Source organism: Pseudoxanthomonas wuyuanensis (assembly GCF_900215535.1).
Taxonomy (GTDB): domain Bacteria; phylum Pseudomonadota; class Gammaproteobacteria; order Xanthomonadales; family Xanthomonadaceae; genus Pseudoxanthomonas_A; species Pseudoxanthomonas_A wuyuanensis.
Map to the genome: position 1 here is coordinate 164,462 of NZ_OCND01000002.1, position 18,870 is coordinate 183,331.

General features: G+C 66.9%; 17 protein-coding genes and 1 pseudogene. 8 read left to right on the forward strand and 10 right to left on the reverse strand.

Annotated elements, in window-relative coordinates:
- The first annotated feature begins 1 nt into the window (after window position 1).
- Complete coding sequence (locus tag CRO39_RS05790; RefSeq protein WP_097120934.1) at window positions 2-1,129, forward strand: ABC transporter permease; 1,128 nt, start codon at window positions 2-4, stop codon at window positions 1,127-1,129.
- On the opposite strand, the gene CRO39_RS05795 is transcribed toward CRO39_RS05790, so the two are convergent.
- From CRO39_RS05795 to CRO39_RS05810, 4 genes are all read right to left on the reverse strand, one after another.
- The gene (locus CRO39_RS05795; RefSeq protein ID WP_097120935.1) at window positions 1,130-1,429 is read right to left on the reverse strand and encodes a hypothetical protein; all 300 of its coding nucleotides are present in this window, start codon (window positions 1,427-1,429) and stop codon (window positions 1,130-1,132) included.
- 5 nt (window positions 1,430-1,434) lie between these two features.
- A complete protein-coding gene (locus CRO39_RS05800; protein ID WP_097120936.1) occupies window positions 1,435-1,839 on the reverse strand; it encodes a VOC family protein in 405 nt (134 codons plus the stop codon).
- 249 nt (window positions 1,840-2,088) lie between these two features.
- Window positions 2,089-3,471 (reverse strand): serine hydrolase domain-containing protein, encoded by a 1,383-nt coding sequence (locus CRO39_RS05805; protein ID WP_202926239.1) that lies wholly within the window; start codon window positions 3,469-3,471, stop codon window positions 2,089-2,091.
- Between the two features lie 147 nt (window positions 3,472-3,618).
- Window positions 3,619-4,455 carry an NAD(P)H-dependent oxidoreductase gene (locus CRO39_RS05810; RefSeq protein ID WP_097120938.1) on the reverse strand — a complete coding sequence of 279 codons (837 nt, stop codon included), beginning with the start codon at window positions 4,453-4,455 and terminating at the stop codon, window positions 3,619-3,621.
- Between the two features lie 85 nt (window positions 4,456-4,540).
- Here CRO39_RS05810 and CRO39_RS05815 point away from each other — a divergent pair, with 85 nt between their 5' ends.
- The 6 genes from CRO39_RS05815 (at window position 4,541) to CRO39_RS05840 (ending at window position 10,023) form a co-directional block, all read left to right on the forward strand.
- Window positions 4,541-5,434: a LysR family transcriptional regulator gene (locus tag CRO39_RS05815; RefSeq protein ID WP_097120939.1), complete on the forward strand. Its 894-nt coding sequence runs from the start codon at window positions 4,541-4,543 to the stop codon at window positions 5,432-5,434.
- Window positions 5,435-5,737: 303 nt separating this feature from the next.
- Window positions 5,738-6,169: a GNAT family N-acetyltransferase gene (locus CRO39_RS05820; RefSeq protein WP_162125641.1), complete on the forward strand. Its 432-nt coding sequence runs from the start codon at window positions 5,738-5,740 to the stop codon at window positions 6,167-6,169.
- A gap of 232 nt (window positions 6,170-6,401) precedes the next feature.
- Window positions 6,402-7,622, forward strand: a complete 1,221-nt coding sequence (locus tag CRO39_RS05825) for a helix-turn-helix domain-containing protein (protein WP_097120941.1) — start codon at window positions 6,402-6,404, stop codon at window positions 7,620-7,622.
- 43 nt (window positions 7,623-7,665) lie between these two features.
- Complete coding sequence (locus CRO39_RS05830) at window positions 7,666-8,343, forward strand: NHL repeat-containing protein (protein WP_097120942.1); 678 nt, start codon at window positions 7,666-7,668, stop codon at window positions 8,341-8,343.
- Between the two features lie 231 nt (window positions 8,344-8,574).
- Window positions 8,575-9,360 (forward strand): DUF899 domain-containing protein, encoded by a 786-nt coding sequence (locus CRO39_RS05835; RefSeq protein ID WP_097121303.1) that lies wholly within the window; start codon window positions 8,575-8,577, stop codon window positions 9,358-9,360.
- A 33-nt stretch (window positions 9,361-9,393) separates the two neighbouring features.
- A complete protein-coding gene (locus CRO39_RS05840) occupies window positions 9,394-10,023 on the forward strand; it encodes a hypothetical protein (protein WP_097120943.1) in 630 nt (209 codons plus the stop codon).
- A gap of 151 nt (window positions 10,024-10,174) precedes the next feature.
- Here the strand turns inward: CRO39_RS05840 and CRO39_RS20235 are convergent, their stop codons facing one another.
- The 6 genes and pseudogenes from CRO39_RS20235 to CRO39_RS05860 all read right to left on the reverse strand — a co-directional run bounded on the left by CRO39_RS20235 (window position 10,175) and on the right by CRO39_RS05860 (window position 15,540).
- Window positions 10,175-10,333, reverse strand: coding sequence for a DUF1427 family protein (locus tag CRO39_RS20235; protein ID WP_102047686.1), 159 nt, complete (start codon window positions 10,331-10,333; stop codon window positions 10,175-10,177).
- A gap of 65 nt (window positions 10,334-10,398) precedes the next feature.
- Window positions 10,399-10,560 (reverse strand): annotated as a pseudogene (locus tag CRO39_RS20240) (DUF1427 family protein); the annotation flags it as partial.
- 31 nt (window positions 10,561-10,591) lie between these two features.
- A complete protein-coding gene (locus CRO39_RS05845; protein ID WP_102047687.1) occupies window positions 10,592-12,229 on the reverse strand; it encodes an MFS transporter in 1,638 nt (545 codons plus the stop codon).
- A gap of 1 nt (window position 12,230) precedes the next feature.
- On the reverse strand, window positions 12,231-14,084 hold the full coding sequence (locus tag CRO39_RS05850) for an amidohydrolase (protein ID WP_097121304.1): 1,854 nt from the start codon (window positions 14,082-14,084) through the stop codon (window positions 12,231-12,233).
- Between the two features lie 156 nt (window positions 14,085-14,240).
- On the reverse strand, window positions 14,241-14,894 hold the full coding sequence (locus tag CRO39_RS05855; protein ID WP_097120944.1) for a hydrolase: 654 nt from the start codon (window positions 14,892-14,894) through the stop codon (window positions 14,241-14,243).
- Between the two features lie 85 nt (window positions 14,895-14,979).
- Entirely contained in the window at window positions 14,980-15,540 is a 561-nt protein-coding gene (locus CRO39_RS05860) for a helix-turn-helix transcriptional regulator (RefSeq protein ID WP_162125640.1), read from the reverse strand.
- A 251-nt stretch (window positions 15,541-15,791) separates the two neighbouring features.
- Between CRO39_RS05860 and CRO39_RS05865 the strand changes: the two genes are divergently transcribed.
- Window positions 15,792-18,803, forward strand: coding sequence for a sensor histidine kinase (locus CRO39_RS05865; protein ID WP_162125639.1), 3,012 nt, complete (start codon window positions 15,792-15,794; stop codon window positions 18,801-18,803).
- Window positions 18,804-18,870 lie beyond the last annotated feature (67 nt).

The following is an 18,870-nucleotide window of genomic DNA, read 5'->3' on the forward strand; positions in this document are numbered from 1 at the left end:
CATGCTGCGCCGCGTCGCCAACATCTACCGCCTGGGCATCAAGGAGCTGTGGGGGCTGTGGCGCGAACCGATGCTGGGCGCGCTGGTGGTGTTCCTGTTCAGCGCGTCGATCTACAGCTCGGCCACCGCGGTGCCGGAAACCTTGAACAAGGCGCCTATCGCGATCGTCGACGAGGACGGTTCGCCGCTGTCGGCGCGCATCGCCGCCGGCTTCTATCCGCCGCACTTTGTGGAACCGGCGATGATTTCGCTGGCCGAGGTCGACGCCGGCCTGGATGCCGGCGATTTCACCTTTGTGCTGGATATTCCACCCGACTTCCAGCGCGACGTGCTGGCCGGCCGAGCGCCGGCGCTGCAGCTCAACGTCGATGCCACCCGCATGAGCCAGGCGTTCACCGGCAGCGGCTACGTCCAGCAGATCGTGCTGGGCGAGGTCAGCGAGTTCGTGCAGCGCTACCGCGGCAGCGACAGCGCGCAGGTGGATCTGGTGTTGCGGGCGCGCTTCAACCCCACGCTGGACCCCAGCTGGTTCGGCGCGCTGATGGAACTCATCGACAACGTCACCATGCTGTCGATCCTGCTGGCCGGCGCGGCGCTGATCCGCGAACGCGAGCACGGCACCATCGAACACCTGCTGGTGATGCCAGTGACGCCGGTCGAGATCATGCTGGCCAAGGCCTGGTCGATGGGCCTGGTGGTGCTGCTGGCGGCGGCGGTGTCGCTGGTGTTTGTGGTGCAGGGCGCGCTGGAGGTGGTGATCGACGGTTCGATCGCGCTGTTCCTGGCCGGTGCCGCGCTGCACCTGTTCGCCACCACGTCGATGGGCATCTTCATGGCCACGCTGGCGCGATCGATGCCGCAGTTCGCGCTGCTGCTGATACTGATCATGCTGCCGCTGCAGATGCTCTCGGGCGGTTCTACCCCGCGTGAGAGCATGCCCGAGCTGGTGCAGAACCTGATGCTGGCCGCGCCGACCACCTACTTCGTTTCCGCTTCGCAGGCCATCCTCTACCGCGGCGCCGGTCTGGACGTGGTGTGGCCGCAGCTGCTGGCCATCGCCGCAATCGGCGCCGTCTTCTTCGCCATCGCGCTGGCCCGCTTCCGCCGGACCATCGGTCAGATGGGCTGATCAGTCCCCGCAGGCGCCGGCATCGCCACCGTCGCAGCCAGCCACGCCCGGGCTGTCGGCCGGGGCTCCGTCCGGCGGCAGATAAACGGGGTCGATGGCGCCGGGCGAAACCGCGCCATGCGCGTGGGACGACGCAAACGCGGCGCAGACGATCGCACCGACGAACGGGACGCTCCAGATGAACGCGAGCTGCAGCAAGCGCTGGGATCGGGAAAACACCGCGTTGCGAAGCACGAGCACCGATGCGGCGACATCGACAACCACGACGATTGCGACAACCAGTAGCGTGGCCGAACTCATCGGGCCTACTGCTTCACCGGTCCGCCAATCGACCAGACATGGCCGAAAGGATCCTTTATCTGGCCGTAGCGCATGCCCCAGAACTGGTTGTCCAGCGGCATGAGCACGCCGGCACCGGCCTTGAGCGCGCGCTCCCAGGCGGCGTCGGCATCGGCAACCTCCAGGTGCAGGGTGCAACTCGCGCCGCCAAGGCGCGTGGGCGCCTGCGCGCCCTCTCCGCCGAACTCGGGGAATTCGTCGTGCAGAAACAGCGCACCGGTACCAAGGTTCAAATGCGCATGCATCAATCGTTTGCCATCATCGGCGGGGTGCTTGTTTTCCAGCGTGGCGCCGAACGCCTTTTCATAGAAGGCAATCGCTGCCTCGCCATCATTGACGGCAAGATGCGGAGTAAGCGTTGAGTTGTTCATAAAAAACACCCCAGGTTGAACCGTTGCCGGGAGAAGGGAGGATGCTTGGCAGACAGCCCCGGGGTCGGTTTATACGCCCTCGATATGGGCGGGTAAAGACCGCCAGCCTGCCGGCCATTGGCGTGTTCCACCTCGATAGCATGCGTGGTCAGCGCAAATCGGGACTTGAATCGTAAGCTGCCGCTTACCGGGCGCGGCTTTCCGGCCGGGTGAAGAGGGCCGACCGCGCGATGACGGCGATGCCCGTTGTCATCTGAGCGCGGCCAGTACGTCCGCGGTGAACTTTGCGATATCGAAACGCTTGCCGGAGGGATCTTCGCCGCGGCGGACGATGACGATTTCCTGGCCGGGCACGATCACCACGTACTGCCCGCGGTTGCCGAAGGCGGCATAGGTATCGGCAGGCACGCCGGGCGAGTTGTTCATCAGCCAGAAAGTGGCGCCATAGCCGAAATCGCCGCCGGGCTGCGGGCCCGACGGCGTGGCGACGTACTTCGCCCAACCTTGCGGGAGTATGCGCTCGCCAAGGAAGACTCCATCCTGCTGATAGAGCAGGCCGAACCGGGCCAGATCCCGCGCCGTCGTCCACACCTGGCTGGACATGACGTAGTTGCCCTTCCAGTCGGTTTCGGGAACGGTGCGGGTCATGCCGATTTTCCACAGAAGCGCGGCGAACGGAAACGCGAGCGCCCTGGCGTCGTCGCCTGCGCGTGTGCGCAGGCCCAGCATGGCCAGCACGATGTCGTTGTTGGCGTAGCGGAAGCGCGTTCCTGGGGGTGCTTCCAGCGGCCATGCGACCGTTTCTTCGCTGACGGCGGCGCCGCCGAAATAGAGCGCATCGGTGCGATTGCCGGCGGTACTGCTATGCAGGCCACTGGCCATGCGCAGCAGCTGATCGGTCGTGATGGCGGCGCGCGGGTCGCCAGGGGTCTGCCATTGCGGAACAGGCGCCGGCTGCGCCGGGTCGATCAAGCCTTCGCCGACGGCAACGCCAACGACCGTGCCGGCGATGCTCTTGGCGACCGACCAGGTGCGCTGGGAAACATGCGGGCCGAAGCCCTGGCGGTATTTCTCGGCGATGATGCGGCCGCGCTGGACGACGATGACGCCGGTGGTCAGATTTGCTTCGCCATGGCTGGCGCCATCGAATGCGGCATCCACGCTCTGGCGCAAGCGCTTCCGATCGCCGGTCGGCCGCGCGCTGGCGTCCTTGTCGCCCAGCGGCCAGGGTTCACGGTCGAGCGCGGGAGCCGCGGCATCGAAGCGGGGCAGGGCGGCAAGCGCGTCCGCGCCCGCGCCGATGGGAAGCTGGACGCAGCCCAGATTGGGCCGCCACGCCGCGATGCGCGGCGGCAGCGCATCGTCGAACGGGACAGCGACCATCTTGCGGCCGGCATCCACTTCGGAGGCGAGCGTCGGCACCAGCGCATCGTATTCGGGATAGATGCCGTTCAATTCGGTCGCCTCGATCTGCGCTTGCTCCCGGCCCGCGTTGAACAGGCCGCTGCACATGGTCAGCGCCTTGTACCCGGCGGCGATGGCGCGGTCATAGGCCGTTGGCGCCTGCTGCGCCGACGCCGGCGCGGCCGCTGCCAGCGCCGCCGCCAGCAGCCAAGGCATTCTCTTCTTCATGGCAGTCCGCTCCCGACCGGTTCACCGTTTGGCTGCAGGATATCCGCTGCAAGCGTCCACGGCATCGCGCGCGATGGGGATGGAATACGACGTCCGCCTGCCGCCGAGCCAGAAAGCGACGCCTCCGCGGTCAACAGGCGCCGGGCCTCAGGCGTACTGCATGGCAGGCGCGGCGATGTCGGCGGTTGCGGCGCGCTCGGGTTCTTCCGAGGCGATATGCGCGGCGAAACCGGATATGCCCGGCGCGATATCCGGCAGCAACGTGCAATCCGGGATGCTGTACGCGCCCGCGTTCTGCGGACGGAACGGTATCGGCGCGGTCTTCCAGAGATCATCGAGGCGTTGACCCAGCCTGTCGCGGATCTCCAGGAACTGCGCATCGTCGATGCGGTCGGTCCGGTAGGCCACGAACGGCGGCAGCACGTCGAAGCCGGGGTAGTACAAGGTGCCGTGCTGGATGGGGAACAACAGGTCGTCGATGGGGCCGTTGATGCCGCGCGGTCCGTAGTGCGGCTCCCATCCGCCCGTTGTAACGACCAGCATTGCCCGCTTTCCCGCCAGCATCCCTTCGCCGTAACGGTCGCCCCAGCGCGCATCGGAGTGTTCGCCAACGCCGTAGCCGAAGCCGTAGGCATAGACCCGTTCCACCCAGCCTTTCATGATGGCCGGCATCGAGAACCACCACAGCGGGAACTGCAGGATCAGCGCATCGGCCCAGCGCAGCTTGTCCTGTTCCCGCGCGATGTCCTCGCTCTGACTGCCGTTGGCGTAGGCATGCTTGGAGGCCAGCGAAGGATTGAAGCGCGCGCCGGGCTGCCAATCCGTGCAATCGGCGGCGTCGAGCGATGCTTTCCAGTCCATCGCATACAGATCCGAAACCTGGACGGCATGGCCGTTGTCCTGAAGGCGCTTGACGGTGAAGTCCTTCAGCGATCCGTTCAGCGACCTGGGTTCGGGGTGGGCATAGACGACAAGCACGTTCATGGCAGGGCTCCTGCTTTGCTGATGAGCCATGCTGATTCCTGCTAAGGTATATTGGAAATGAATTTCCAAAATTTCAGGTATAGCAGTGGTTAATTTGAGGCGGCTGGATCTCAACCTGCTGGTGACGCTGGATGTCCTGCTCTCGGAGCAGAACGTGACCCGCGCGGCGCAGCGCCTGCATTTCTCGCAGCCATCGGTCAGCGTGCATCTGGCCAAGCTGAGGGACATCTTTGGCGACCCGCTGCTGCTGCCGGGGCCGCGGGGCATGCGGCCCACCGCCAGGGCCGAGGCGTTGCGCGAACCGTTGCGCCTGGCGCTTGAGGCGCTGGAGCACGCGGTGGCGCCGGCGCGCGCCTTCGACCCCGCCCAAGCCAGCCATACCTGGCGGGTCGCGGCAGCCGACTACGCCGAATCGACGGTGCTGTTGCCGGCGCTGGCCGGTTTGCGTTCGGCCGCGCCCGGTGCCCGCCTGGCCGTCGTACAACTGTTTCCGTCACGCATCGCCAAACAGGCCGAGCAGGGCGAGATCGATCTCGCCTTCCACACCAGCGAAGACGCGCCGGCCGGCCTGCACCGGCGGCCGCTCTTCCGCGAGCGGTACGTGCTGGCGGGCCGTGCCGGCCACCCGCAGCTGAAACGGCGGCCCACGCTTGCACAGTTCGGCAGACTGGAGCACGTCGTGGTGTCGCCCGACGGCGGCGGATTCCGCGGCGTCACCGATGATGTGCTGTCGCAGGCAGGACTGACGCGCCGGGTGGTGCTGTCGGTCCCGCATTTCCTGTTCGTCATTTCGGTGCTGGCGGAAACCGACCTGGTGGCGATGCTGCCGTCGCGCCTGGTGCGCGGCAACCACGCGCTCAGGGTGGTGGAGCCGCCTGTCGAGGTGCCGGGCTATGAGATGGCCATGCTGTGGCACGAACGCTGCCATCGCGATCCTGCGCATCAGTGGCTGCGCGAGCGCATCGCCGCGTCGCTGTGACGCCGTGGCGTTGCAGAAGCGCGCGACATGCCGTTTCGCTGGCGCGCTGCTGCCGGGCACTGCCGGGTTATCGTTCCGGCGGCCGGCCAGCAGACGGATTGAGGCGCTGGCGGCACAGGGAATGGACGCTTCGTCCCGGCGGGAGGCGCTTGGCAGCGCAGCGCGATCCCGGCGGGCGTCCGCTGGCGGTCCCTGTCGATTCATGTCGGCCGGTGTATAAAGCCGTTCGGTCCGTTGCTTGGGTCGGGCGCGCATGATGTCCGCCGCGGTTGCGGAGGAGCTTGCAATCTGCTTCGGCAGGGCTTGGCCAACCTGGCAAGCCATCCGCTCCAGGCATCGAACCGCACATTCAACTTTCTTGGGTTTCCGCTGATAGCCAGTTCACTACAACTCAAAGCAGACTGGCATTACGGACGAAGCGGCGAGCGCCACCATTACGTGATTCAGGCCTGGGTCAAGAACCGGCTGGGCGGCAGGGCGCACGGATGGTTCCAGCCGGGCTCCCGGTTCGTTCTTGCGAAGATCGAAATCACCCGCTCTCATCGTTCGAAAGGCTATGGCACGGTCGTGCTTGAAGAGCTGCGGGCGAAGGCGCGCCAGTGCGGATGCAGCGAGCTCGTGTTCCAGGGCGTACGCGCCGACAACAGCGGCGCCATCAAGCTGTACACATCGTTCGGTGCCAAGCCGGTCCCCACCTCGGGGAACCTCTGCGATTTCGTTGTCCCGCTGCCGTAGCCGCGGTTTCGGAACAAGTATCGGTCCACGGACTCTGACGGCCGTCCGCGTTGCGTAGCGCGTCTGCGTTGCCACGCGGTGATGGCGCCGGGTCGCGGCCGGACGGCATGAGGCCGCAGCTTCCCGAGTCCGGTACGCGGCGGCAATGCGCGCTTGCCGAGAGCGGTTCCGGCGAGCGCCTGGCCAGACGGCGCCACAGGCGCGAAGCTGCGCGGCGAGTTAGCCTGTCGCCATGGACTCCCTGATTGCCGCTTCCGCTCGCGCGCTCGCTGCCGGCGATCCGCTCGGCGCCCTCAAGCGCATCGCTCTGCGCGATGACCCGCCCGCGCTTGCGCTGCGCGGCATTGCCATGGCCCAGTTGGGCGAACACCCGCGTGCGCGCGAGCTGCTTCGGCGCGCGGCGCGCGGCTTTGGCGACCGCGGGGTTCTGGCGCGCGCGCGTTGCGTGGTGGCCGAGGCCGAGGTGGCGCTGGCGATGCGCGATTTCGGCAGCTCGCCGCGCGCGCTGGCAGCCGCGGCCGCGACGCTGGAAGCGCGCGCCGACCGCGCCAATGCCATGCACGCACGGCTGATCGCAGTGCGACGGCTATTGCTGCTGGGCCGCATCGAAGACGCCGACGCCGCGCTGGTTTGCGTGGATACGCGCGGCCTGCCGCCGGCGCTGGCGGCGGTGGCGGGGCTGGCCGCAGCCGAGATCGCATTGCGGACGCTGCGCACCGCGCCGGCGCGCGCGGCGCTGGACCGCGCGTACGAGGCCGCAGAGCGCGCGCGCATACCGGCGCTGCTGGCCGAAGCCGCCGAAGCGCGCACCGCGCTCGAACGTCCTGCGGCGCGGCACATCCACGGCGGCCACGAGCGGCCGTTGCGGCTGGACGAGATCGAAGCGCGGCTCGCTGCCGGTGCGCTGGTTGTCGATGCCTGCCACCGCGGCCTGCGCACAGGCGATGCGTGGTGTCCGCTGGCGCGCAGGCCGGTGCTGTTCGCCCTGGCGCGCGCATTGGCCGAAGGCTGGCCCGGCGATGTCGAGCGCGATGGGCTGATCATGCGCGCCTTCCGCAGCCGCCATCCGGATGAGACCCATCGCGCGCGCTTGCGCGTGGAAATTGGCCGGTTGCGCAGGCTGATCGCGCCGCTGGCCACCATCGAAGCCACCGCCCGCGGCTTTGCGCTGGTGCCGCGCGTACGCCGGGAGGTCGTCGTCCTGGTGCCGCCGATCGACGGCGAGCAGGCGTCGCTGCAAGCCTTGCTGACCGACGGCGCCGCCTGGTCCACATCGGCGCTGGCACTGGCGCTGGGGGCCAGCCAGCGCACCGTGCAACGCGCACTGGCCGAGCTGGAAGCCGCCGGACGGGTGCGCTCGTTCGGACGCGCACGGGCGCAGCGCTGGCTGGCGCCGCCGCTGACGGGATTCACGACGATCTTGTTACTCCCCACTGCGCTCCCGCCCGGGTAGATTGGCCCTGCAGCGTCGCTCCCGGCGCAAAGGAGGCCAAGCCATGAAGCGCAACCCGAGTACAGACAAGTCCCAGGCGACAGCGCATACGGCCGAGATCGTCCGCGAATACGGTCCGTTCGCCGGCGCCGACAGCGTGGGAGGCGTCACCCACGATGGCCGCCATGTCTGGGCGGCCATCGGCGACAAGCTGCTCGCTTTCGATCCGGAAAGCGGCGAACCGACTCGCACGCTGGAACATGCCGCCGATGCCGGCACCGCCTTCGATGGCACTTATCTCTATCAGATTGCCGAAACGCGCATCGACAAGATCGATCCGGCCACTGGCGATGTGATCAAGTCGATTCCGGCGCCAGGCAACGGCGGCGACTCGGGGCTGGCCTGGGCCGAGGGCAGCCTGTGGGTGGGCCAGTACCGCGGTCGCAGGATCCACCAGGTCGATCCGGAGTCCGGCACCGTCATCCGCTCCATCGAATCCAATCGCTTCGTCACCGGCGTGACCTGGGTCGACGACGAGTTGTGGCACGGCACCTGGGAGGACGAGGAGAGCGAAATCCGCCGCATCGATCCGCACAGCGGCGCCGTGCTTGAGCGGCTGCAGATGCCGCAAGGCGTTGGCGTCAGCGGGCTCGAATCCGACGGCGCGGACCTGTTCTATTGCGGCGGCGGCGGGGCCGGGAAGGTTCGCGCGGTGCGGCGCCCGAAACGCACCACGGCCTGATTGCCGACAGCCGGCCGCAGCCGGGAAGCGCTGGCCCGGCTGGCGGACGCCAAAGTACCCGTGCACATCCGATTCCGTCCACGGCACAGGGCGAACCGCCCCGATCGGGACGTCTTCGGTTTGATAACCGAATCCGCGCGTGCCCGCCCTCTCACGCAACGCCTGTGCGCGGACAAAGCGGCTCCCGGAGTGGGAGAGCGCACCGTCAACACCATCACTGAGGAAAACAACATGAACGCTATCGCTTCCGAACCTGCTACCGCCCATCATCCGGTCGTGTCCAAGGATCAATGGCTGGCCGAACGCAACAAACTGCTGGTGCGTGAGAAGGAGCTGACCCGCCTGCATGACCGAATTGCGCGCGAGCGCCGCGCGCTGCCGTGGGTGCGCGTGGACAAGCTGTATGTCTTCGACACGCTGGAAGGTCCCCGCACGCTGGCCGAACTGTTCGACGGCCGCCGCCAACTTCTGGTGCAGCACTTCATGTTCGCGCCGGGCTGGGAGCAGGGCTGCAAGAGCTGTTCGTACATGGCTGACCACAACGACGGTGCGACGGTGCATCTGGCGCAACGCGACACTACGTTTCTGGCGATCTCGCGCGCGCCGTTGGCCGATATCGAGCGCTTCCGGCAGCGCATGGGCTGGCGGTTCAAATGGGTCTCTTCCCATGGCACCGACTTCAACCACGACTTCGGCGTCAACTTCAGCGAGGACGAAATGTCTTCGGGCAAGGTCGACTACAACTACGTCATGCAGCCGTTCCCGCATGAAGAGGCGCCCGGCATCAGCGTGTTCTGCAAGGATGATGCGGGCGAAGTCTTCCACACCTACTCTCGCTATGGGCGTGGGGTCGAAGTGATGATGCACACCTATGCATTGCTGGACCTGACGCCCAAGGGGCGCGATGAGGATGGCCTGGGCTACGGCATGGAGTGGGTGCGCCACCACGACCGCTACGGGACCGATCCTGCGGCCGCGGCACCGGCCGCCGGTTCGTGCTGCGCCGGACAGCGCTGATCCGGCCGATCCGCTGAGCCGGATGATTGCGCCATGTCGGAACTGTGGCCGTGGTTGGCGATTGCCGGACTCGGCGCCGCGCATGGCCTGAGCCCGGTCAACGGCTGGATGTTCGCCGCCGCGCGCGGCGCGCAGACGGGCGACAGCAGGCAGGCCTGGCGTGCGCTGCTGCCGATAGGCATCGGGCACGCGGTATCGATCGCCCTGGTGGCTTACGTCTTCTCGTTGGGAGTATCGATGGAGCGCAGCCGGATCCACGCCGCCGCCGGCGCGCTGCTGGTTGGCGTGGCTGCGTACCGCTGGCTGGCCGGCACCAGGCAACGCACGCCTGCCGGCACGCACGCCAGCCATGCCGGCATCGCGCTTTGGTCGTTCCTGATGGCCACCGCGCACGGGGCGGGGCTGATGCTGGTACCTGCGCTGGTGCCGCTGTGCCTGGCCAATGATCCGGCCCGCGCGATCACCGCGTCGGGCTCGCTGGCCCTGGCGCTGGCGGTAGTCGGTGTCCATATGGCGGCGATGCTGGTCATGACCGGCATCGCCGCCGCCGGCGCCTGCCGCGGCATCGCCATGCATCGCCGCTGGTCGCGTGCTGCGATGCCGGGTCAGATCTGGACCGCCATACTGGCCATCACCGGCGTGCTGCTGATCGTGCTGCGCTAGGGGCTATTGCCGTTTCCCGAGCCGGCCGCGCCGCAATTGCGCGTGTTCGAGGCAAGGAAGAGTGAGGACGCGGACGTTGGTCAACGCCCGGGCGATGACGCGGCCCCGCTCGGGAAACGGCAACAGCCCCTGAGGCATGGAGGCGCCTGCCTCAGCGGAAAACGAAATCGCCGGCGAGGAAACCAAGCGTCATTGCGACCACCAGCAGCGCCCCCTGCAGCTTCGGCGGCGCGGGCAAGGGAATGTCCAGCAGCCTGCAACCGATGCCGATCAGCAACGCCAAAAACAGGCCGAATAGCGACACCGTCATCGCTGTACCCTACCGGCGGTTTGTCCGGTCGGGCCACCGCAGTCGGCGACATGCGCAGCGGCGCGGCGCGTCAGCCATCTTTCCGCCAGCAGATATCCCGATGTCATCGCCACCACCAGCAGAGCGCCTACCAGCAGCGGCGGTGCAGGCACCGGTATGCCTGACGCGCGACAGCCAAAGCCTATGGCGAAACCAAGCGCGATGCCGAGCAGCAGTTTCCAGTTCATGCGCATCTCATCCAAAAGTGAATAGCACGCTCTAAATGTCGGAGTGGGTTCCGGAAAGCGGGGCGTGGATCGCAGGTGCGCCGCCGATGAAATGCCTGACCTGCGGTGGGGCATCGCCGATATGCAGGCGGCGCAGCACGTCCTGCAGGCGACGCTCCTCCCCGGTAACGCGTTCGTGCTGGCGCAGATGTTCCAGCCAAGAGGCGACCAGGAAGTACTCCAGATAGATGCCGGGCGCCGCGGTGTCTTCCATCACGCCCCATTGCACCGCGCCATCGCGGCGGCGGCTGCGGCCCAGCCACTGCATGCGCTCCAGGAACGCGACCCGGTCCTCCAGCGCGATGCGGTATTCCACGGTGACCAGGACCGGGCCGCGATCCTGGTCGTGCGGGATAGACAGCAGCGGTTCGGGCCAGTGCGCCGAAGGCGTGATGTCCAGCGCATCGGCCGCGCCCAGGCGGAAGCGCAGCGCCCATCCCGAGGCAAGCAAGGTTGCGATTGCCGCCAGCGTAAGCGCGAAAGCCGTGTCCCAACGCTGCGCCACCGCTCCCCACAGCAGGCTGCCGGCGGCCATGCCCGAGGCGAACACAACGATGTACAGGGATAGCGCCCGCGCGCGCACCCATGGCGGCACCGACGTCTGCGCCGCGATCTGCAGCGACGACAGCACGCTGATCCACGCTAGCCCGTTCAACAGCATCACCGGAAACAGCAGTTCGCGTTGGCGTATCCACGCCAGGCCCAACAGCGACAACGCACAAAGCAGCGACGCCGCCAGCACCAGGCGGTCGTGATCCATCCGCATGCGCAGTTTCGGCAGCAACAGTGCGCCCAGGACGGCGCCGACGCCGATGCAGCCCAGCAGGGAGCCATAGGTTCCGGAACCGGCGGCCAGATCCTTGCGCACCACGATGGGCAGCAGCGCAGGCAGGGCGCTGGCGAACACGAAGAAACTGGCCGACTTCACCAACACCGACTGGAATACGTTGGCGTGCGAAGCGTAGCGCAGGCCGGCGCGCAGCGCGCTCCCGAAGCGTTCCGGAGGCAGCAGCGATGGCGATGGCGCGCGTTTCCAGCGCCATAGCACCACCACCACGCCGAGGAACGACAACGCATTGATGGCGAATGCCCAGGACGCACCGAACTGCGCCACGACCAAACCGCCCAGGGCAGGACCGACCGAACGCGCGATATTCATGCTCACCGAATTCAGCGCAACCGCAGGCGCCAGCATCTCGCGCGGGACCAGTTCCGAGGTGGCCGCGGCCTGTGCCGGCATGGCCATGGCCGCGCCGGCGCCCAACGCGAAGGTGAGCGCAAGCAGCGACCACGGCTCCAGCCGATCGGCCTGCGCCAGCAACGCCAACAGTGTGGCGATGCCGAACATCCATAGCTGGGCGGCGATCAGGTATTTGCGGCGGTCGACGGTATCGGCCAGCGTTCCGGCCAGCAGCGCCAGCAACACGACCGGCAAGGTGGTTGCCGATTGCACTGCGGCGACCCAAAGCGCAGAACCGGTCCGCTCGGCCATGACCCAGGCGGCCGCGACATCGTGCATCCAGGTGCCGATGTTGCCGACCAGGATCGCCAACCACAGTGCGCGGAAGGTTGGCTGGGAAAACGGCGCCCAGGGGCCGGGAGGCAGTGCGGCGGATGGCTGGTTTCCCATGTCAGAACGCGTAGCAGGAGCAGCCCAGCGCACCCCAAAAGCCGCGCACGTCGCGGCTGGGCGTTTGGCGCTGCGAGGCATGCCCATGCCCGTGCATGGCGCACGTCTGGCCGTGCGGATGGAGGTGCGCAGACGCGAACGCAGCGCTGGCCTGCGCCAGGCTGCCGCCCCGGTAGCCGCCGAAACGGTTGACCGGCGACCAATCCGGCATAGGCGCCGGCAGCTGCGGAGCCAGCGGGGAGAAATCTTCATCGCCGTGCACGATCTTTCCGCCGACCACGGTCAGCACGCTGGTGATGTCCTTGATAGCCTTCTCTTCCACGCTGAAGAAATCGGCCGACAGCAGCGAAAAATCCGCATGTTGTCCCACCGCCAGGCGGCCTTTGCGGTCCTGATCGTCGGAAAACCAGGCGCTGCCATGGGTCCACAATCGCAACGCTTCCTCGCGCTGCAACCGGTTGTCGTCGCCGTACATCGGCATACCGCCCACGGTGCGGCCGCTGACCAGCCAATACAACGATATCCAGGGGTTGTAGCTGGCCACGCGGGTGGCATCGGTTCCGGCGCCGACCGCAACGCCTGCGGCGAGCATGCGGCGTACCGGCGGCGTGCGCTTCAGCATGTCGGTGCCGTAGCGGTCGGCGAAGAACTCGCCCTGGAATGCCATGCGGTGCTGGATGGCGATGCCGCCGTTCAGCGCGCGCACGCGGTCGATGTTGCGTTCGGAAATGGTTTCGGCATGATCGACGATCCAATGCAGGCCGTCGAATGGAACCTCGCGGTCGACCTGTTCGTAGACATCCAGCACGCGCGAGATGCTTTCGTCGTAGGTGGCATGGATGCGGAAAGGCCAACGATTTTGCACCAGCAGGCGTACCACGTCGGCCAGTTCGCCCTCCATGCCGTCGGGAAGGTCCGGGCGCGGTTCGCGGAAATCCTCGAAATCCGCGGCGGAGAACACCAGCATCTCGCCGGCACCGTTGTGGCGCAGCATGTCGTCGCCCTGGCGCGGCCGCAGCAGTTGCGTCCAGCGCTGAAAGTCGGCGACTTCGCCGCCTTTGTTCTGGGTGAACAGGTTATAGGCGATGCGCACGGTCAGTTCGCCGTCGGCATGCAGCTTGTGGATGATCTCGTAGTCTTCCGGATAATTCTGGAAGCCGCCGCCGGCATCGATCACCGAGGTGATGCCCAGCCGGTTGAGTTCGCGCATGAAATGGCGGGTGGAATTGATCTGGTATTCCGGTGGAAGCTTCGGACCCATTGCCAGCGTTGCATAGAGAATCAGCGCGTTGGGCTTGGCCAGCAGCAGACCGGTGGGATTGCCGGCCTTGTCGCGTTCTATCCGGCCCCCGGGCGGGTCCGGACTGTCCTTGCTGTAGCCCACCGCGCGCAGCGCGGCGCGGTTGAGCAGCGCGCGATCGTAGAGATGCAGCAGGAATACCGGCGTGTCCGGCGTGATCGCGTTGATCTCGTCCAGCGTCGGCAGCCGCTTCTCGACGAACTGGTGCTGGCTGAAGCCGCCGACCACCCGCACCCATTGCGGCGCGGGAGTACGTGCGACCTGCTGTTTCAGCATTGCCATCGCGTCGGCCAGCGAGCGCACGCCGTCCCAGCGCAGCTCCATGTTGTAGTTGAGCCCGCCGCGTATCAGATGGGTGTGGCTGTCGTTGAGGCCTGGAATCAGGCGCCGCCCCTGCGCATCGATTACTTGGGACGCGCGTGTCGCGTAGGCCATCACCTCGGCGTCGCTGCCGACAGCGACGATGCTGCCGTCGGCGATCGCCAGCGCGCTCGCGGAAGCAAGCTCGGGATGCAGCGTGGTGACGCGTGCGTTGCGTACGATAAGGTCGGCCATCTTGCCCTCCATGCCCGAAGCGATGCCGCGGCCTGCCAGACCGGAAGCGAAGGCTACCGCCACGCCCTGCAACAGCCGGCGACGGTTGGGGTCATCGATCATCGGGAGCGCCTGCAGCGGTTTCCGTCATGCGATGGTCAGAGCGCGACCGCGCCATCAGTGGCCTTCCTCGCCCCCGAACATCGATTTGGCGTACTGAATGCCAAGCCCGTAGCCGCCGGCGTGGCTCCTGGCGATGCCCGTGGTCAGACCATAGGTTTCGCCGCGTGCCCAGTCGCGCTGCAGCTCCAGCAGGTATTGCAGGCTGGTGATGGGATACGCGCCGGCCTGGACCATGCGGGTGACCGCGCGCTCGTGCGCCTCATCGCTGACGTCGCCGCAGGCGTCGGTGATCACATACACCTCGAAGCCCTGTTCCAGTGCGCTGAGCGCCGGACCGACGATGCATACGCTGGTCCACAGGCCGGCAAGCACGATACGCGCTTTGCCGATGGCATTGACCTGGCCGGTGATCTGGCTGTCTTCCCAGGAATTCATGCTGGTGCGGTCATACACGGTGGCGTCGGGAAACGCCGCCGGCACCTCCGGAAACAGCGGGCCGGAGAAACTCGCCGCCGCCACCGTGGTAACGACGGTCGGCACCTTGAACCCTGCCGCACCCTGGGCCACCAGCGCCACGTTGTTGCGCAGCAGGGCGACATCCATCGAACGCAGCGGAAAAGCCATCTGCGACTGGAAGTCGATCAGGATCAGCGTATGGTCCTGCGGGCTCAGCAGCAGCTTGGCGGCGGCGGTGGTGGCCTTGGCCATTGGGGTTTCTCCTTGCGGTAGGAATTGTTTAGCGGAATCGGACGGATTGGCCGCGCGCATGCGTTGTGCGCGCTGCGGGCTCCGACTAGCGATGGAAGGACGCGCGGCCGAAACGGCAAGCGGGGTCTTCGGACCCCGAATGCGGATGCAGGCGCGAGAAGGCGCGCGGCGACACTCCGGTAAAGCGGCGGAAAGTGCGGGTGAAGTGGCTCTGGTCGAAGAAGCCGAGCGCGGCGGCGGTCGCGGCGATCTTCTGGTCGCCGCGGACGAGCATCCGCTTGGCCGCTTCCATGCGCGTTTTCAGTACGTACTCCATCGGGCTGCTGCCGACGCTGACGCGGAACATCCGCGCGAAATGGAAGCGGCTGATGCAGGCTGCGCGTGCCAGATCGGCCAGCGTGAAACTTTCGCAGAGATGCTCGTGGATATAGGCGAGGGTCCGCTCCAGCGCACGCGCGCTGAGGCCGTGGGATGCGATCCGGGTATGCGGTTCGGCAGCGCAGGGAGCCGCTGCGGCCGCTTGAACCGGACTGGAGGAAGAGGCGGCTTCTGGCACGATGTGTTCCCGTATCGGACAGGGCATTGGGCGTTTGCTGCCAACGGCGCATGTCACGACGCTGCGGTGCCGTTGGCTGCGCTTGCGCAAACAGGATGCCGGCAGCCACCGACTGGCCGAAACCCCGATCCGGGTGACGACCCGCTCCCCCATAAGGGTAGGTACGCTGACGCAGCGTGGCGCAGTCCGTACGATTGCGTCCTGGAGAAGGACCGCTTCAGCCAACCGGTGGCCGATCGCGTCTTTCCGTCGAAGCACCCCCGGCCTACCTGGACAAATCGCTGCAGATGCTTTCGCTCACGTTGCCGTACCGATGGATTCTCACGTGCCTGCATGCGGGTATGCTGACCATCGCCATGTGCGTCCCGGCAATGGCGATCGAACCGGATCAGGGCCTGTCCAGCTTCCACCACAGCACCTGGACGATCCGCGAAGGCGCCCCTGCCGACATCTGGGCGCTGGCTCAGGCGCCGGACGGGTTTCTCTGGTTGGGCACGGGCAGCGGGCTGTTCAGATTCGACGGAATCCGGTTCGAGCGCCGGGAGCCGCCGGCTGGCGCGCAGCTGCTGTCGAACAACATCACCGCGCTGACCATTGTCGGCGCGGAGGAAACCTGGATCGGCTACTACGCTGGCGGCGCCAGCGTGATGACGCCGGACCGCATCGTGCACTACCCACCGGGCAACGGCATGCCGGACGGGGCGGTGTACCGCATTGCCCGCGGCAACGACGGAACCATCTGGATCGCGACGGTGCACGGGTTGGCGCGTTTCCGCGATGGGCGTTGGCATACCGTCGGCGCCGATTGGAACTATCCTTGGACGCACGCGGACTGGGTGCTGGTGGATTCCCGCGGCACGCTATGGGTCGCCACGGGCGACACCGTGGTTTATGCCAGGCCAGGAGCCCGCGCGTTCGCACGTACTGGCGTGAGTTCCGCGCCGTACGCCGTACTGGCCGAAGCGCCGGATGGCAGCGTCTGGATCTCCGACAGCCTGCATGGAACGCGTCCGGTTGCCAGTGAATCCGCCAAGCCCGCGTACCGGCTGGTGCCCGGACTGGCAACGCTGCAGTCCAAGCGCATGCTGTTCCACAGCGACGGCAGCCTGTGGGGAACGGAGGCCGAGCGCGGCGGCGTCTATCGGGTGCCTTTCCCTGCCGGCGCCACGGAGCAGAGCGCCAGGGGCGGGGGAACCGGAGTGGAGGCGTATTCCAAACGCCAGGGCCTGACTTCCGACATGGCCGTGCCGGTGCTGGAGGACAACGAAGGCAATGTATGGGTGGGTACCAATCTTGGGCTCAACCGTTTTCGCCGCAACAACGTCGTTGCGCTGGCGGAAGTGGCCGAGTTTGCCCATCTGGGATACGGTTTGACCAGCGGCGCCGGCGACTCGGTCGCCCTGGTTGGCGGTGGCACCTTGTTCCGTACCGACGGGAGGACCACGCAAGCGGTCATGCACTCTCTGCCGCGCATAACATCCGCGCACGAAAGCGCCGACGGCGTGCTCTGGCTGGTGGGATACGAACGGCTATGGAGATTGCACGGCGGCCAGCGCCGGCAGATTGCATTGCCAGGGAACCGGACCGCGCACGAAATCCGTGCGCTGGGATCGGACCGAACCGGTGTTGCGTGGCTGTCGCTCGATGGCGAAGGAGTCTATCGCTACCGCAATGGAACCTGGAACAAGGTGGAGGTTCTGCCGGATGCGCTGCCGAGCGTGCTGGCGGCGGGTGCGCGCGGCGGCATGTGGCTGGGTTATGCCGGAAGCCGGGTGGCGAGCTCGGACGCGCGCGCAAGCCGCAGCTATGGCGAGCAGGAAGGCCTGCGGGTCGGCAACGTCACCGCTATCAGCGCCAGCGAGCGCAACGTGGTGGTAGCCGGCGAAAAAGGCATCGCGTTGCTGGACGGCGGCAGGTTCCGTTCGCTGCAGCAGCCGGGCAGCGAATTCACGGGCATCACTGGCATTGCCGAAACGCCCGAGGGCGATCTGTGGCTGAACGGCAACCGGGGTGCTGTTCGCATCGCCGCGACGGAGCTGCGCCGGGCTGTGACCGAATCCGGATACGAGCCGCTCTACACGCTGTTCGACGCGCAAGACGGACTGCCCGGTATCGCCGTGCAATCCCATGCGGTTTCGACCATCATCAGGACGGACAACGGCTTGCTGTGGTTCGCCACCAACCAGGGCGCGGCGTGGATAGACCCGACCCGCATCCACCGCAATCCTCGGCCGCCGATGGTGTCCATTCGTTCGTTGGCGGCAGATGGCATGGTGCAGGCGTCCTGCGCGCCGATCAGGTTGAAAGAACGCACCACCCGCGTTGAGATCGATTACACCGCCACCAGCCTGACCTTGGCCGAGCGCAACCGTTTCCGTTACCGGCTCGAAGGCGTCGAAGCGGATTGGCAGGACGCGGGCACGCGCCGCCAGGCGTTCTACACCAACCTGGGCCCCGGCGACTATCGCTTCCGCGTCATCGCCGCGAACAACGATGGGGTGTGGAACGAGCAGGGCGCGAGCCTGGATTTCAGTATTGCGCCGACGTTCTTCCAGAGCCGATGGTTCGTGTTGTTGTGCGTGCTGGTCGGCACCGGCGCGCTATGGCTGCTGTACCTGCTGCGCCTGCGCCAGCTCGGCCTGCACATCCGCACCCGTTTGCACGAGCGCCACATGGAACGCGAGCGCATCGCGCGCGAATTGCACGATACGTTGTTGCAAAGCATTCATGGGCTGATCCTGCGGTTTCAGGCGGTCGCCGAAACGATACCGCCGCGCGACCCGGCGCGCATGGCAATGGAGAGTGCGCTGGATCGGGCCGACCAGGTGCTGGTGGAAGGGCGCGAACGGGTACTCGATCTGCGTGCCTCCACGCAGTATTCGGGCGATATGTCGGAAGTGTTCTCCAAGGTTGCCGAAGAGCTTGCGGAGGAACATCCGGCCACGTTCCGCATTGCGACCAAGGGCCTGGCGCAGGCGCTGGACCCGCTGGTGCGCGACGAGATATTCCGCATCGGGCGCGAGGCTCTGCTCAACGCCTATCACCACGCCGACGCTGGCACCATCGAGGTGGAGATCGACTATGCCCGTGACGAACTGCGGCTGCGCTTCGTGGACGACGGACGCGGTGTGGACGCCAAAGTGCTGGAGGGCGGCAGGCCCGGGCACTGGGGCCTTTCGGGCATGCGCGAAAGGGCCGCCCGGATCGGCGGACGATTGAGCATCTGGTCCCGGGCCGGCGCCGGAACCGAAGTGGAACTCAGAATACCCGCCGACTCCGCCTATCGGCCCTGCCTGAAAGCATCGCGCTGGAAAGGGCTGCGCGCGCTTTTCGGCCGCCGTGACCGCGATTGAGCGGCGAGGCGTATGCTTTGCCAACGTATGAGGAAGCGACTGTGCAGACGACCGGCAACCGTATAGG

Bases quoted from the DNA above. Each gene is read 5' to 3' on its own strand.
- CRO39_RS05840 (WP_097120943.1), top strand. From the start codon at position 9,394: ATGTCGGAACTGTGGCCGTGGTTGGCGATTGCCGGACTCGGCGCCGCG.
- CRO39_RS05845 (WP_102047687.1), bottom strand. From the start codon at position 12,229: ATGGGAAACCAGCCATCCGCCGCACTGCCTCCCGGCCCCTGGGCGCCG.
- CRO39_RS05825 (WP_097120941.1), top strand. From the start codon at position 6,402: ATGGACTCCCTGATTGCCGCTTCCGCTCGCGCGCTCGCTGCCGGCGAT.
- CRO39_RS05805 (WP_202926239.1), bottom strand. From the start codon at position 3,471: ATGAAGAAGAGAATGCCTTGGCTGCTGGCGGCGGCGCTGGCAGCGGCC.
- CRO39_RS05795 (WP_097120935.1), bottom strand. From the start codon at position 1,429: ATGAGTTCGGCCACGCTACTGGTTGTCGCAATCGTCGTGGTTGTCGAT.
- CRO39_RS05810 (WP_097120938.1), bottom strand. From the start codon at position 4,455: ATGAACGTGCTTGTCGTCTATGCCCACCCCGAACCCAGGTCGCTGAAC.
- CRO39_RS05850 (WP_097121304.1), bottom strand. From the start codon at position 14,084: ATGGCCGACCTTATCGTACGCAACGCACGCGTCACCACGCTGCATCCC.
- CRO39_RS05830 (WP_097120942.1), top strand. From the start codon at position 7,666: ATGAAGCGCAACCCGAGTACAGACAAGTCCCAGGCGACAGCGCATACG.
- CRO39_RS05865 (WP_162125639.1), top strand. From the start codon at position 15,792: ATGCTGACCATCGCCATGTGCGTCCCGGCAATGGCGATCGAACCGGAT.
- CRO39_RS05855 (WP_097120944.1), bottom strand. From the start codon at position 14,894: ATGGCCAAGGCCACCACCGCCGCCGCCAAGCTGCTGCTGAGCCCGCAG.
- CRO39_RS20235 (WP_102047686.1), bottom strand. From the start codon at position 10,333: ATGACGGTGTCGCTATTCGGCCTGTTTTTGGCGTTGCTGATCGGCATC.
- CRO39_RS05800 (WP_097120936.1), bottom strand. From the start codon at position 1,839: ATGAACAACTCAACGCTTACTCCGCATCTTGCCGTCAATGATGGCGAG.
- CRO39_RS05790 (WP_097120934.1), top strand. From the start codon at position 2: ATGCTGCGCCGCGTCGCCAACATCTACCGCCTGGGCATCAAGGAGCTG.
- CRO39_RS05835 (WP_097121303.1), top strand. From the start codon at position 8,575: ATGAACGCTATCGCTTCCGAACCTGCTACCGCCCATCATCCGGTCGTG.